Here is a 13,453-nt window from a genome sequence, read left to right on the forward strand (position 1 = left end):
TGTGCGTATATCTGAGTTAATCAATCCTTTATTATTCTCACATCGAAATAATTATTGGAATTGAAATGAAAAAAATACTTTTAATCGCATCGTTGTTATTTACAAGTTACCACACGAATGCGGCACAGGAATCGTCATTAAAACTGGATGTTTATAACGCTGATAGTAATAGCTTTACTGTAAACGCAACTGTGCTTTATTCAGACACAGAAGCGGTTGTTGTAGATACGGGGTTTACAAAAGCAGATGCACTAAGAATTGCTGCAAAAGTATATGATTCAGGTAAGCAATTAACGACCATTTTTATAAGCCAAGCTGATCCAGATTATTATTTTGGGGCGGAAGTATTGCATGAGTTATTCCCAAATGCGCAAATTATTACAACACCGGCAGTTGGAGAGGTAATCGCGGAGAAACGAGATAAAAAAGTTGCGTTTTGGGGGCCCAAAATGGGCTTGAATGCGCCAGTAAAACCAATTATACCAGCGACATTTAAAGGCACTAAAATTAGTGTGGATCAGCATATCATTGAAATAAAAATACACGATGGGGTACTTGCCCATCGGCCTTACCTTTGGATCCCCGAAACTAAAACAATTTTAGGTAATGTCGCGATTTCTGCGGGACACCATGTTTGGATGGCAGACACGCAAACACCAGGTAGTGTAAATGCATGGCTAGAGCAACTTAATCAAATGAAGGCACTGCAACCACTAATGGTTATACCTGGTCATATGGAAGCCGGCACAGCATTAGATGACAGTGCAATTGATTTTACAATTGATTACATTAAAGCGTTCATCAAAGCCAAAACACAAAGTACAAATAGCAGTGAGTTGATCGCAAAAATGGCGGCGCTTTATCCACACTTTAAAGATACTTCAAGTTTAGAGTTAGGTGCGAAAGTACATATGGGCGAAATGCCTTGGTAATTTGAGTCTTGTTAAAGTGATCTTTTATGTGCAAAAGAGGGTATTGTGCTCTTTGTGCAAAAATATCGAATAATGGTATAAAGACCATTATCAAAAACAATAAGACGGAGTTGAATAGATGAAAAAGTTAGTGGGAATAGTATCCCTGTTAGCCATTTTATTAGTGGTTTTACCGGGGCCATTATATAAATGGGGGATTGTTGAGCTTGGCACTGCATTTACAGGCATCCGCTTTGGGGTATATGCAGGAGCTGCAGCCTTAATTTTATTGATTGTTCAACTCATTTTTATGCGTAAAAATACACATTGGCCAATGGCTGGTATTAGCGCTATTTTTGCTGTGATAGCTATAGCGCTGCCTTTAAGCTTGATGAACAAAGCGAAAAGTGTGCCACCCATTCATGACATTTCAACAGATGTAGTAGCCCCGCCTCCATTTGTTAAAATTGCTGAGTTACGTGCTGATGCACCAAATCCGATAGAATACAGCGGGGCAGAAACAGCCGCCGCACAGTTAAAAGCATACCCTGAATTAGTAACGCTTAAGTACGCTAATAGTAAAAATGATGTTTTCATTGCCGCAAAAGAAGTGGTTAATCAGTTAGGTTGGGAGCTAGTTAATGCGGATGCGTCGCAAGGTATTATTGAAGCGACTGACACTACTGCTTGGTTTGGTTTTAAAGATGATGTGGTTATTCGAATTAAGTCATTAGAAACAGTAACACTTGTTGATATTCGTAGTAAATCACGAGTAGGTAAAAGTGATTTAGGTAAAAATGCGCAACGAATAAACGATTTTATAAAGCAAATTAATCAAAGTTTAAGCGCTATTTAATCGCTTTTAGAATTTAACAATGCCCCTAAAGGGGCTTTGTTAATTAGGGCGTGTTGACCTTTGTGGATTGAAATTTGTTCAATCTAGGGGCGATTTAATCGTGGCGCGAGGTTTGTATGTTGTGATTCAATAAAAATTGAGCAAAACTTCCGCGTCCTGCTCATGCCCTTTATTTAGATCCGTGTAGGTAACAAAGAGTTAATCACCCCAAGGAAAAACCCTTCGGGCAGCGCATGTTTGTAATTTATACTGCGTTATCGCCTATTTATGGGGATCAACCACAGACCATAGGCGCTGCCTTGCCTAAATACCAAATAGACTGCTGCAAAATGAATCACGAAAGGTCAACACATCCTAACCAGAGTTTAGGTTACTTAAGCTGGTGCTATGCCTTGCGATGATTTAAATAACCAATTTGGATCATATTGCAGCTTTACTTGCTTTAATTTAAGTAAGTTCTCACCAAAATAGGCTGACTGCGGATCATTTATGAGAGGGTCTAAGTAATTAACGTATGCGCCGCCAGAGCTCCACGGCGACATAATTTGGCGAAAACTATTCTCCCATTTTTGGGCTACATCAATTGTATTGTCTGACGCTGAAAGTGGCAGAGCGGTATAATACTCAGCACTTACGCGGGCATTACGATGGAAAAATGCGGTTTCATTTGGCTCAAACTGGCTTATTTTACCTCCCATAAGGTTAAAAATAATCATCCCTCGGTTACCTTCAACGATGCTTTTCTCAATATATTCTTTAAGCGTATTAATGCCTGCGGGTGGTATTTCTTTATCAAAAAAATCAGAACTGGCTGCAAAAGCACTGCGTGACATTCTACCGCCCTCAAACTGTGTCGCTAAGTGGCAAGCGGTCGCTGACGCGCTACAAGTACCTAACATGACGTCTCGATAGGGGGCGGTGGTTACAGTGTTAGAGCTTGGCGTTGCATCAATGCTGTGCATAAAGTCTTGCCAATATGGTGTTGCGTCTGTGGCAGAATTTACGCAAAATGCACGAACATTGACTCTGGAGGTGCCATTACTCCAATCAGGTAAAAATTGCCCCCACATTTCATCAGGCCAAAGATCAGGTAATGCCTGCCAACTTGCCATCACTTTCTCAAAATCAGCGAATGAAAAGTTTGCTTCAAAAACGGTAATGTCACTGGTTGCGTGGGTTTTAAACGTAAATGAAGTCACGACACCAAAATTCCCGCCGCCACCTCCGCGCAGTGCCCAAAATAAATCGCTATGCTGGTTTTTATCACAGGTTAACTTTTCACCTTGCGCACTAATAATATCAACGGCAACTAAACTATCGCATGTTAACCCATAAGCACGACCAACAACGCCAAATCCACCGCCGAGCGTAAGGCCTGCGATACCTACACTTAAACAGCTGCCAAGTGCAACGGCAACATTATTCTCGGTGAGTTTATCGTAAACATCTGCAAGTCGAGCGCCAGCACCAATTGTTGCAGTGTTTGCAGTTATAGAAATGGAGTCCATAGGGGTTACATCAATCACTAACCCTTGGGTTGTTGAGTTACCTATGTAGCTATGGCTCCCGCAGCGAGAGGTAACATGCATAGAGTGTTGCTCGGTAAATGACAAAGCGGTGATCACATCCTGTTCATTAGCACAGTGGGCAATAGCTTGTGGGTAAATATGATCGTAGCGAGTATTAAACACCAATCGTGCGGTTGGGTATGTGCTGTTATCTGTGGGCAAAATTAACTGTCCATCAAGGCTGCTTTTTAACTCCTCCCATTGGCTTTTTGTCAGTACGCTCTCAACAGGAGGCGTAACGGGTTGAATACCAATAACAGGTGCTTGCTTTGAGTTTGACGAACCACCACAGGCGGTTAAGAAAAAAGAGGCGGCTGAAAACCCCATAAACTGACGACGATCCATGTGAAACCTATTATTATTTTTTAGTGTATTAACTGTACCTCAAATGTAAAAAAAATCACCTTGCAGGACGATGAAAAATACTCACGTTAGATATCGAATGTTAATATACCCAAGTCATCTCAAAATGCAGAATTCAGCGTTTCACAGGGGCTTAATATCAAGGCGTTACTTTGCAACAATGGCCATCCCTTTTAAGAAGTAACAACGATGAGAGTAAGTGCCTGTGAAACGCCCAAAGGGTTGGTTTAAAAGCGATTTATACTGCGTTACTTTTATAAGGAATTGATTGCCTAAATCGCTTTTAATTCCAACTGAAACTCACATCTTGAGGTGGTTTGGGTATAGAGGTGCGACAATTTGTCGCGTGTTCAGTGTATTCACCAGAGTATATACTTTAGGCATCTTAAACCTGTTGTAATTAAAGAATAAAATGAGCAGTCACTTTTCACTTTCTAACTCGCAATGTGTACTTTCACCTGTTGCATTGAGCATCGTAATGTTACTTTCGCCTTTTGCCATCGCCGATGAATCAATCGAAGTTATTGAAGTGCACGGGCAAAACCCCAATAAGCACGAAATGCTAGGTTCAGCTGAGCAGTTGTTAAGTGAACTCGGTGTTAATTTTTCTGCGGCTGGAGGCGTATCTAGCCTACCAATTTTAAATGGCATGATGGGTGACCGCGTAAAAGTCATTGTAGATGGCGCTGATATTACAGCAGCTTGCGGCAATCAAATGAATCCGCCTTTGTCTTACATATCAGCGAATCAAGTATCGTCGTATAGTGTTATTGCAGGGATCTCACCGGTAAGTGCTGGTGGCGATAATATAGCGGGTGTGATTAAAGTGAATTCAATTGCACCACAGTACAGCGAAGTAGCAGAGCTTGATTGGCACTCAGGGTATGTATCAGCCCAGTATCGTAGTATTAATCATGCAAAAGCCGTGGGTGTAGGCGCACGCTTGGCCAGCGATAGCTTTACATTAAGTTATCAAGGCGCATTTGAGGATGCTGATAGTTATGACGATGGTCGTGGCGACTTAGTACTTGATACGCTATATCGCGTTCAAAATCATGCATTAACAGGCGCGATTCGTGATGAAAAACAGCAGTTTGTAATTAAACTAACGCATCAAAAAATACCGTTTCAGGGCTTTGCAAATCAATATATGGATATGACCGATAACACCAGTTACGGTTTTATCTCGCAATATAGTCGCATAATTGACCGTGGTGAGTTTCAGGCTCAGGTTAATTTTAATGATGTGAAACATAAAATGGGATTTTTTACCCCAGAAAAAACCGGCATGATGCCAATGAATACGGACGCGCAAGATATTAGCTATCAACTTAACTGGCGTTTGGACTTTGATGCAGATACTCAGTTGTTGCTAGGTCAAGAATACTATGGGTATCGCATTGATGATTGGTGGCCAGCAGTACAAGGCTCAATGATGATGGGACCAAATGACTATGTGAATATAAACGACGGTAAGCGCGATCGTATTACTGGCTTTGCTGAGTTACAAAAACAGCTAAATAAAAAGTGGTGGGTATCAGCTGGTGCGCGTATTGAGCATGTAACAACAAACGCAGGAGAAGTACAAGGTTACACTGAGACAAAGATGGGCGGTGGTATGCATGAAAATATGGAGAATATGCCATCCATGGAGGGGATGCATGCAATGGGAAAAAGTAATGAGACAGCCGCGGCAGAATTTAATGCCCTTGATCGCAAACGTACTGATACATTAGTTGATGCCAGCTTATTGCTGCGTTACCAAGTTGGTGCAAACGATGAATTACAACTTGGCCTAGCACGTAAAAACCGTGCGCCTAATTTATATGAGCGTTACAGTTGGGGGGTTAGTACAATGTCAACCAGTATGATCGGCTGGTTTGGTGACGGCAATGGCTATATAGGCAACCCTGACTTAGAAGCCGAAACTGCCTACACATTAAGTGCAAGTTATACTAAATCAGCAGCCGATGAATCATGGCAAATAACAACGAATGCTTGGCGCAGCAAAGTAGATGATTATATTGACGGCACAGTGGTTGATAGCTTTAACCGTACAGATATGGCCTCAACTAAGCGTAATATTTTAAAGTTTTCAAACATTGACGCGACATTGTACGGCGTAAAGGTTGATGCGGCGCTGCGTATTTTTGAAAGTAAACACGCAGGGTTATGGTTGTTAAAAGCAGGAGTTACAGCAACACATGGTGAACGTGATGACAGCGATGAGTCGTTATATCAAATAATGCCATTGCATAGCAAAATAGCTATTGAGCAACAAGTAGGTAAATGGCAAAGTGCTTTAAGTTGGGAATGGGTTGATAGTAAAACGCGGGTTGACGCGCGCCGCTTTGAAAATAAAACCGATAGCTATAGCTTACTTAACATAGAAACCAAAGCAACATGGGACAAGCTGACGGTTAAGTTGGCAGTCACTAATTTACTTGATGAATACTATCAGCTGCCACTGGGTGGGGTGAGTATTGCTCAATACAAAAAAGACATGACCGTGGGCTTTAATCAACTAGCAGGGCAAGGGCGCTCAGTTAATTTAGGGATGAGTTATGCGTTTTAATAAAAAAAAAGGTAACTAAGCTTTAAAGGCCAAACTATTTGGCCTTTTTACATCAGCTCATCACTAAACTTGATACAGCTAAAAGTACGATTCTCGTTTTATAATTGTAACCTTAACAGCAATTTTGGCTTTAAGTCTTGCAACTTGAGTTGAATCAAAAATATCAGCGTAATATTGAATCTAGGAAATAACAACAAGGTGTAAATGATTAGGAACTTTGTAGAGCTTGTATGGTCAGATTGCATTATCGTTTAGGGAATAAACATTGTGACAACGTGGCACCGGCCTCTTATTATTTCATTACTGCTCCACGGCATTGTTTTTTCAATTATAATGACCGTAAAAACACCAGTGCTAGTTGCTGTAGAAACGCCACCCATCAAAGCATACATAGTTAGTATGCCGCCACCTAATCCATTGCCTGTAATAGAAACGCCCAGCATTCAGCGAGAAGAAGCCACACTACCGAAAAAGATTGAAAACCCTATTATTCCTGCTGAAAACACGATTATAAAAATTAAAAAACAAGTAAAGCCATTAAAACCTGCAGCGCCAAAGGCACTAGAGGACACTAATAGCTACAAAAAAATAGACCTCAAACTAGGTTTGAAAAGTATTCTAAAAAAACAGCAAAATACGTTTCCATCAACATTTCAACAGTCACAAAACTCAGCACAACCACAGCGTCTCACAGTCCCAAAAGAGCATCAAATAGCCAACATAGACCCATTAAAAATTGAGAAGCAAAGCATGCAATTCACCACCTATCGCTTTGGTGATAAGTGCTTTAAAAAAGTATCGATTGGAGCCGGTGTAATGCCAAAAAATGATCTACCAGATAGTTACTTTATGAGTATCACTTGCGCAACAACAAAAATAACCGACGCCTACGATAAGGCAATGAACAAATGGTTAGAAAAAAAGTGATTAATGCGCTGAGGTTGTTATTGGTGTACGAGACGTATTTAAATAATCACGAGTAAACAAGATAATGAGGCGGTAATGATTGTGCAGGAATTGCTAACAGTCAATTCCCTGCGCTTGTTTATGTAATATCGCCCCTACATCTCTATACTCAAAGACGATAACTGGCAGAGAATTGACCTTTATAGACTTACGAATGAAGCGTGTTTATTTTTATGCTTCATCACTTACTACAGTGTCTGCTTGTTCTTCAGCAAGTAAAGCTAATCTTTCACGTTCTGCTTTAGAGACATAAGCGGGCTTATTACTTTTATGTAATTTTGCATTGGCGCGCTTGTCCCTGCTATTAAATTTAGTAACTATCTTCTTTCTGCGATTCATAACTCACTCACGCCTTAAAAATGGTGGCATATTATACAGCGCAATGAACGCTATTAGCTATCGAATTATTATGCGATTAGAAAATATCTGTTGCGATAGGTACAAAGCTAGCATCGAAATCATCAACGGCGTTACACTTATCACCCAAACCACCTCAAGATGCAGAGTTCAAAGTTGCACTTGGGCTTGGATGTCACCTAATTTGGTCTATCAATTTAATAGGATCTCGCTTTGAAACAATTTTTTTTAGCAAGCTTGGCGTTATTAGCTGCAACTGCTCACGCCAATATAGATAGTCGTAGTGATGCGGTTGCGCAGTACGCAGTTAACACATACCAAGATGCACAAATTCACACTTTAGCAAATATGGTTTCTTTTCCAACAGTCAATAAAAACGGAATTAATACACCAGACAACCCAGACTTTATTGGTTTTAAAGCGCTATTAAAAATGAAAGCAGCAGCGCTGGGATTTGATTATCAAGATTTGGGTTACACCGTTTTAATTGGCATGGGCAAGCAAACAGAAAAAGTAACGATAGTCACCCATGGTGATGTGCAACCCGCTAACGCCAGCAAATGGAAAAAAAGCCCGTTTGAAATCGACAGTACTTCAGAGCCAGGCAAATTGATTGCTCGCGGTACAGAAGATGACAAAGGCGCTATTGCCACAGCGCTTTATGCAATGAAAGCAATAAAAGATCAGGGCATTGATCTTAATAATCGCATTGAGCTAATGATTTATTTAGCTGAAGAGTCAGATTGGGGGCCCCTTGAAGAGTTTATGAGGACCTACCCACAACCAAAGTATGCGGTGACGATTGATGCCTCATACCCTGTAGTTGTGGCAGAAAAGGGCTGGAGTTTGGTTGAGCCTACTTTTAATGCAACATCGGCACAAACTAGCGCGTATGTAAGCGAACTTAAAGGTGGCGCATTTAAAAGCCAAATTCCGGAAGATGCCAGTGTTATATTACATAATGCCGATACAGTATTAGTTAGCAAGCTTAAACATGCAGCGAGTGCACTAAACGCTGTAGAGTTTAACTTTAGCGAACAAGAAAGTGGAATATTAATTAGCGTTAAAGGTATGTCAGCTCATTCTTCAGAGCCGGAGTCGGGTGTGAATGCCATTGCCTACTTAGCTGAACTTTTTAAAGGCATTAAGCTTGAAAGTAATAGCGATGCACAAACAATTCATTTTATTAACCAGCTGATAGGCCTTGATATACACGGTAAAGATTTTGGTGATATAGCATATGAGCATAACTTTATGGGACCAATGACGGTGGCACCAACACTGATTGAGCGTGATGGTAATGCACTCACACTTGCAGTGAACTTGCGTCGCCCAGTTGGTAAAGATGAAGCTGTATTACGCGCACAAATAAACAGCGCTTTGGCAAATTGGCAATCTGTAAATAAAGCCAAGTTGAGTAATATTGATATCGTGATTGGTAAACCAATGCTGCTCGACAGCGCACCACACGCTCAGGCTTTACTTGATATATTTAAACACTTTACTGGCGATAAAGACGCGGGCTTTGTATCGATTGGTGGTGGCACAAACGCAAAACTATTTGATAATGCCGTATCGTTCGGTCCATCAATGCCAGGAAAGCGTTACACAGGCCATTCAGAGCATGAGTTTATTACTGTAGAGCAGCTTAAGTTAAACTTAAAAATGTACACCGCGATGATGATTGAACTGGGAAATATGTAATACTTTAAATACCATAAATTGCCGCTGATTAGCGGCAATTAACCACGTTCAGGTTCGTTAATTAAAACTGTGCGACAAATTTAGCTGCGTATTGTTCACCTTCCTCAACATCGCTAAAGTGAGCCGCAAAATAATATTGGCTATTTATAAAATATTTAGCTTCAAGTTGCAGATGTGAATCAGCAACACCCGCGCCAATAGCCACATTGCGATTAAAATAATAATTAGCCATACCAGAGAATACTGAATCAACACCATTGTCTTCATAAGCTAAATCAACACTTAAATAGCGCTCATGACTAAGGTGGTGAAAATAACGCGTAGAGGCATTCCAAGTATCAATATCATCGTCAGTTTCAATCGTAAAACCAAGGTAATCTGTGTCATTTAGTTGATGATTGTATTGAGCTTTAAACCAATAAATCGTATCGGCGGCTTTAAACTCAGCTAAACGAACTGACACTTTGAGCGACTGTGCAAATACATATCCTAAGCCTAATGAATAGTCGTCGGTTTCACCTAAGTCTGCAAGCTCAACACTTGCAAACCAATTATTATAAAAGCCCTCAGCAAACAGCCCAAAGTTGTCTGCGTCATCAGCATTAAGGTAATCAAGCTTAATATTGGTATCAGTGTCTAAGTAACCAAAATCATCCCATACGCCAGAATGTTGTTGCGGTGCAAAATAGTAATGGCTAGAAAGCGCGACAGAGTCATTATCGTTAGTTATATTTTTTAAGGTGTTATATGTTGCGGTATTAAACCATTGATGGGTTTTAGGCTCCGATGCAATAACAGGCAGGGAGCATGATAAAGCAAAAAGTGACAGTGGGATTAAGTAGCGCATAAATATCCTTTTAGAATAGCGAAGTTTGTATTTCAGCATTCTAAGTTAAGTAATGCATTTATCGCTAATTATAGAAGTGAAATACTAGGGCGTGTTGACCTTTGTGGATTGAAATTTGTTCAATCTAGGGGCGATTTAATCGCGGCGCGAGATTTGTAACCTAGTGGGCTAAGTAAAAATCGAGCAACAAAGAGTTAATCGCCTCTAGGAAGAACCCTTTGGGCAGCGCATGTTTGGCATTTATACTGCGTTATCGCCTATTTATGGGGAGCAACCACACCACATAGGCTCTGCCTTGCCTAAATACCAAACATACTGCTGCAAAATCAATCACGAAAGGTCAACACGCCCTAGGCAGCGTTAGTTAATTTAGCGTATTCGTAGCCAAAAGTTATTTACATTGTTTATATTTCAAACCCATAATAGGTATAAATAACTTAACAAATACATCGCTAGATGATAAAAAGTTATATGCAAGTATTGTAATTAAAAAATGGACTGCAGTTATATGGAATTTTTAAACTTAGCTCTTACCTTTCCCACTGTTATTTTTTCAGCGCTGTTATTGGTTGTCGTGTTGTTTTGGGCAATAACTTTAATCGGCTTTGCTGATATTGATATGTTTGAATCTGATATTGACGCTGATGCATCGCAAAGCTCAGGCATCAGTTCATGGCTGAATATGGGCTTTGGTGGCATACCTATCACGGTGTCAGTTAGTCTTGTTGTGATGATTAGTTGGTTAATCAGTATTTACGCACATAAGTTTTTTGCTTATTTACTTGGTGATGGCACTTTATTTTATATTTTAGGTGTGGTGATGCTAGTAACCTGTTTGGTGGTTGCCATTCCCGTTGCGGCTATTATTTCACGCCCACTTCAGCGCTTTTTTACTAGCGCAGAAACCTCCCAAAGTTCTGATTTACTTGGTTTAGAGTGTATTGTTGTTACAGGTAAAGTAACCAATACATTTGGTCAAGCACGCGTTCAATTTCAAGGTACTGAGCAATTAATCGAAGTCAGAGCAGAAAATAACGAACCCTTTACTTCAGGCGACACTGCTGTGTTGCTTGATCACCTCAAAGAGCAACATTGTTACATTATTGCCGCAAAGCCTTGGTAATTTCCTGCGTTTTAGGAATAAGTAACATATAACAAATCAATAATCACGTTAGGACATAACATGGAATTTTTAGATAACCTCATACCTATATTAACCTTTGTAGGTATAGCAATAGCGGTCATTTTTGCTATTTTGCTTATTATTGGCAAGTTTTATCGTAAAGTAGAGCAAGGCCAAGCGCTGATCATTAATAAAATGAAAAATGAGCCCGATGTCACCACTACAGGCGGTATTGTTTATCCTGTAATCCATAAAATGGAAGTAATGGATATTTCCACTAAACGTATGGTACTTGAGCGTAAAGATAAAGGTGGTTTGATCTGTAAGGACAATATTCGTGCCGACATTGCTATTACATTTTATATTCGTGTAAACGAAAATAAAGAAGATATTTTACGTGTTGCTAAGCATGTAGGGTGTGCTCGCGCCTCTGAGCACGACACTTTGCAAGAACTGTTTGAAGCCAAATTTTCAGAAGCGCTTAAAACAGTGGGTAAGCGCATGGATTTTGTTGAGTTATTTACTCATCGAAATGAATTTCGCGACAATATAAAAGAAGTGATTGGCCAAGACTTATCAGGCTATACGCTTGAAGATGTAGCAATCGATTACCTTGAACAAACGTCGATTGATAAACTTGATCCGCAAAACATTCTTGATGCTGAAGGTATTCGCCGCATCACCGAAATGACCGCTGTACAAAACGTATCGACCAACCAATTAAAGTGTGACGAACGCGCTAAAATTGAGATCCAAAATCAAGAAGCCACCGAAAAATCACTCGAAATTGAGCGTCAAAAGCAAGATGCCATGTCGCGCCAAGTACGAGAAATAGAAACCGTTAAAGCGCGCGAATTTGCCGAAGCTGAAAAAGTACGTCAAGAAGAGCGCCTTAAATCAGAACAAGCACGTATTCAGTCTGAAGAAGCTATTGGTATCAGCGAGCAAAATAAACAGCGTGAGCTGGATATTGCTGAACAAAATAGACTACGCGTTTTAGGTATTGAGGAAGAGAAAGTAGCGCGCTCGCGTGAAATTGAAGTAATAGAACGCGAAAGAGAAACTGAAATTCTACGTATCAACAAAGAAAAAGCGCTGGAAGTTGAGCGTAAAGAAATCGCTGACGTAGTACGTGATCGCGTTATTGTTGAAAAATCAGTAGCTGAAGAAGAAGAGCGTATTAAAGACGTGAAAGTACTCGCTGGTGCTGAACGTGAAAAAGACGCAATGATCATCCGTGCTAAAGCACAAGCAGAAGAGTTATTAGTTAAAGACATTGAGGCGGCAAAAGCGCAAGAGCAAGCGGCAGAATACAAAGCCCGTGAACTTGAAACAATGGCCAATGCAGAGCTGAGAATTGCTAATCAGCAAGCTGAATCTAAAAAGATCCTTGCTCAGGCACATCAAGTTGAAACCGCGGCACAAGGTCTTGCTGAAGCTGATGTTATTAAAGCTAAGGCAGAAGCAAATGCAATTCAAGGCGAGACAGATGCGAAAATAATGCGTCAAAAACTTGAGGCTGAAGCACAAGGTAATCGTGAAATTGGTTTATCTCAAGCGCAAGTTCAAACCGCGATGGCCGATGCAAACGAGAAACAAGGTGAAGTTGAAGCGATTAACCTTGAACGTAAAATGCGTGCAGAAGCAAAAGGCCTTGAAGAGAAACTACAAGCCCTTAACTCTATGGATCAAGATGCCCGCGATTATGAGAGTTTCACGCTACAGCTTAATCAACAAAAAGAGTTGGTACTGGCAAAAATTTCAGCAAGCAAAGACATTGCAGAGCATCAAGCTCACATAATGGCTAAAGCATTGGGTGATGCCGATATCAATATTATGGGTGGTGATGGCCAGTTCTTTAATCAATTTATGAGTGCAATCAGTTTAGGTAAATCAATTGATGGCCTAGTTGATGAAAGTAAAACTGTGCAAACAGTGTTTAAAGATCACTTAAACGGTGATCGTAATTTAATTGAAGACCTAAAAGGTGTGCTAGCAGGGGCCAATGGCTCAGCTGAAACACTTAAAAACTTTAATATGAGCAAGTTACTTAAGCAGTTAAGTAATACAACAGCGGCTGAAAAAAGCCAATTGTTGAGTATGTTAGGTGGCAATTTAGGTGGTGGTTTAGAGGATAAAATTAAGCTAGATACAAAAGACTAGTCTGGTTTCTAAGTTTCATC

General features: G+C 40.3%; 10 protein-coding genes. 7 read left to right on the forward strand and 3 right to left on the reverse strand.

Going from position 1 to position 13,453, the window contains the following annotated elements:
- The first annotated feature begins 65 nt into the window (after positions 1-65).
- Positions 66-932: an MBL fold metallo-hydrolase gene (locus ADS77_RS04990; RefSeq protein ID WP_054453225.1), complete on the forward strand. Its 867-nt coding sequence runs from the start codon at positions 66-68 to the stop codon at positions 930-932.
- Between the two features lie 118 nt (positions 933-1,050).
- Positions 1,051-1,767: a DUF1499 domain-containing protein gene (locus tag ADS77_RS04995; RefSeq protein ID WP_054206744.1), complete on the forward strand. Its 717-nt coding sequence runs from the start codon at positions 1,051-1,053 to the stop codon at positions 1,765-1,767.
- Between the two features lie 374 nt (positions 1,768-2,141).
- Here ADS77_RS04995 and ADS77_RS05000 read toward each other — a convergent pair whose 3' ends face one another.
- Positions 2,142-3,680: an FAD-dependent oxidoreductase gene (locus tag ADS77_RS05000; protein ID WP_054453227.1), complete on the reverse strand. Its 1,539-nt coding sequence runs from the start codon at positions 3,678-3,680 to the stop codon at positions 2,142-2,144.
- A gap of 430 nt (positions 3,681-4,110) precedes the next feature.
- Here ADS77_RS05000 and ADS77_RS05005 point away from each other — a divergent pair, with 430 nt between their 5' ends.
- Both ADS77_RS05005 and ADS77_RS05010 read left to right on the forward strand, forming a co-directional pair.
- The gene (locus tag ADS77_RS05005; protein WP_054206746.1) at positions 4,111-6,273 is read left to right on the forward strand and encodes a TonB-dependent receptor; all 2,163 of its coding nucleotides are present in this window, start codon (positions 4,111-4,113) and stop codon (positions 6,271-6,273) included.
- A gap of 267 nt (positions 6,274-6,540) precedes the next feature.
- Positions 6,541-7,200 (forward strand): hypothetical protein, encoded by a 660-nt coding sequence (locus tag ADS77_RS05010; RefSeq protein WP_054453229.1) that lies wholly within the window; start codon positions 6,541-6,543, stop codon positions 7,198-7,200.
- 210 nt (positions 7,201-7,410) lie between these two features.
- Here ADS77_RS05010 and ADS77_RS21530 read toward each other — a convergent pair whose 3' ends face one another.
- Positions 7,411-7,578, reverse strand: coding sequence for a DUF2986 domain-containing protein (locus ADS77_RS21530; protein WP_064485885.1), 168 nt, complete (start codon positions 7,576-7,578; stop codon positions 7,411-7,413).
- A gap of 231 nt (positions 7,579-7,809) precedes the next feature.
- Between ADS77_RS21530 and ADS77_RS05015 the strand changes: the two genes are divergently transcribed.
- A complete protein-coding gene (locus tag ADS77_RS05015; protein ID WP_054453231.1) occupies positions 7,810-9,300 on the forward strand; it encodes a dipeptidase in 1,491 nt (496 codons plus the stop codon).
- 61 nt (positions 9,301-9,361) lie between these two features.
- Here ADS77_RS05015 and ADS77_RS05020 read toward each other — a convergent pair whose 3' ends face one another.
- Positions 9,362-10,147, reverse strand: a complete 786-nt coding sequence (locus ADS77_RS05020) for a putative porin (RefSeq protein ID WP_054453232.1) — start codon at positions 10,145-10,147, stop codon at positions 9,362-9,364.
- Between the two features lie 508 nt (positions 10,148-10,655).
- Between ADS77_RS05020 and ADS77_RS05025 the strand changes: the two genes are divergently transcribed.
- Together ADS77_RS05025 and ADS77_RS05030 are read left to right on the forward strand one after the other, a co-directional pair.
- Positions 10,656-11,270, forward strand: coding sequence for an OB-fold-containig protein (locus ADS77_RS05025; RefSeq protein WP_054206750.1), 615 nt, complete (start codon positions 10,656-10,658; stop codon positions 11,268-11,270).
- Positions 11,271-11,330: 60 nt separating this feature from the next.
- Positions 11,331-13,433: an SPFH domain-containing protein gene (locus ADS77_RS05030; protein WP_054453234.1), complete on the forward strand. Its 2,103-nt coding sequence runs from the start codon at positions 11,331-11,333 to the stop codon at positions 13,431-13,433.
- Positions 13,434-13,453: the final 20 nt, after the last annotated feature.

This window comes from Pseudoalteromonas porphyrae (assembly GCF_001298125.1).
Taxonomy (GTDB): domain Bacteria; phylum Pseudomonadota; class Gammaproteobacteria; order Enterobacterales; family Alteromonadaceae; genus Pseudoalteromonas; species Pseudoalteromonas neustonica.

Excerpts from the sequence above, each read along its gene's own strand:
- ADS77_RS04990 (WP_054453225.1), top strand. The coding sequence starts at position 66 with ATGAAAAAAATACTTTTAATCGCATCGTTGTTATTTACAAGTTACCAC.
- ADS77_RS04995 (WP_054206744.1), top strand. The coding sequence starts at position 1,051 with ATGAAAAAGTTAGTGGGAATAGTATCCCTGTTAGCCATTTTATTAGTG.
- ADS77_RS05000 (WP_054453227.1), bottom strand. The coding sequence starts at position 3,680 with ATGGATCGTCGTCAGTTTATGGGGTTTTCAGCCGCCTCTTTTTTCTTA.
- ADS77_RS05005 (WP_054206746.1), top strand. The coding sequence starts at position 4,111 with ATGAGCAGTCACTTTTCACTTTCTAACTCGCAATGTGTACTTTCACCT.
- ADS77_RS21530 (WP_064485885.1), bottom strand. The coding sequence starts at position 7,578 with ATGAATCGCAGAAAGAAGATAGTTACTAAATTTAATAGCAGGGACAAG.
- ADS77_RS05020 (WP_054453232.1), bottom strand. The coding sequence starts at position 10,147 with ATGCGCTACTTAATCCCACTGTCACTTTTTGCTTTATCATGCTCCCTG.
- ADS77_RS05025 (WP_054206750.1), top strand. The coding sequence starts at position 10,656 with ATGGAATTTTTAAACTTAGCTCTTACCTTTCCCACTGTTATTTTTTCA.
- ADS77_RS05030 (WP_054453234.1), top strand. The coding sequence starts at position 11,331 with ATGGAATTTTTAGATAACCTCATACCTATATTAACCTTTGTAGGTATA.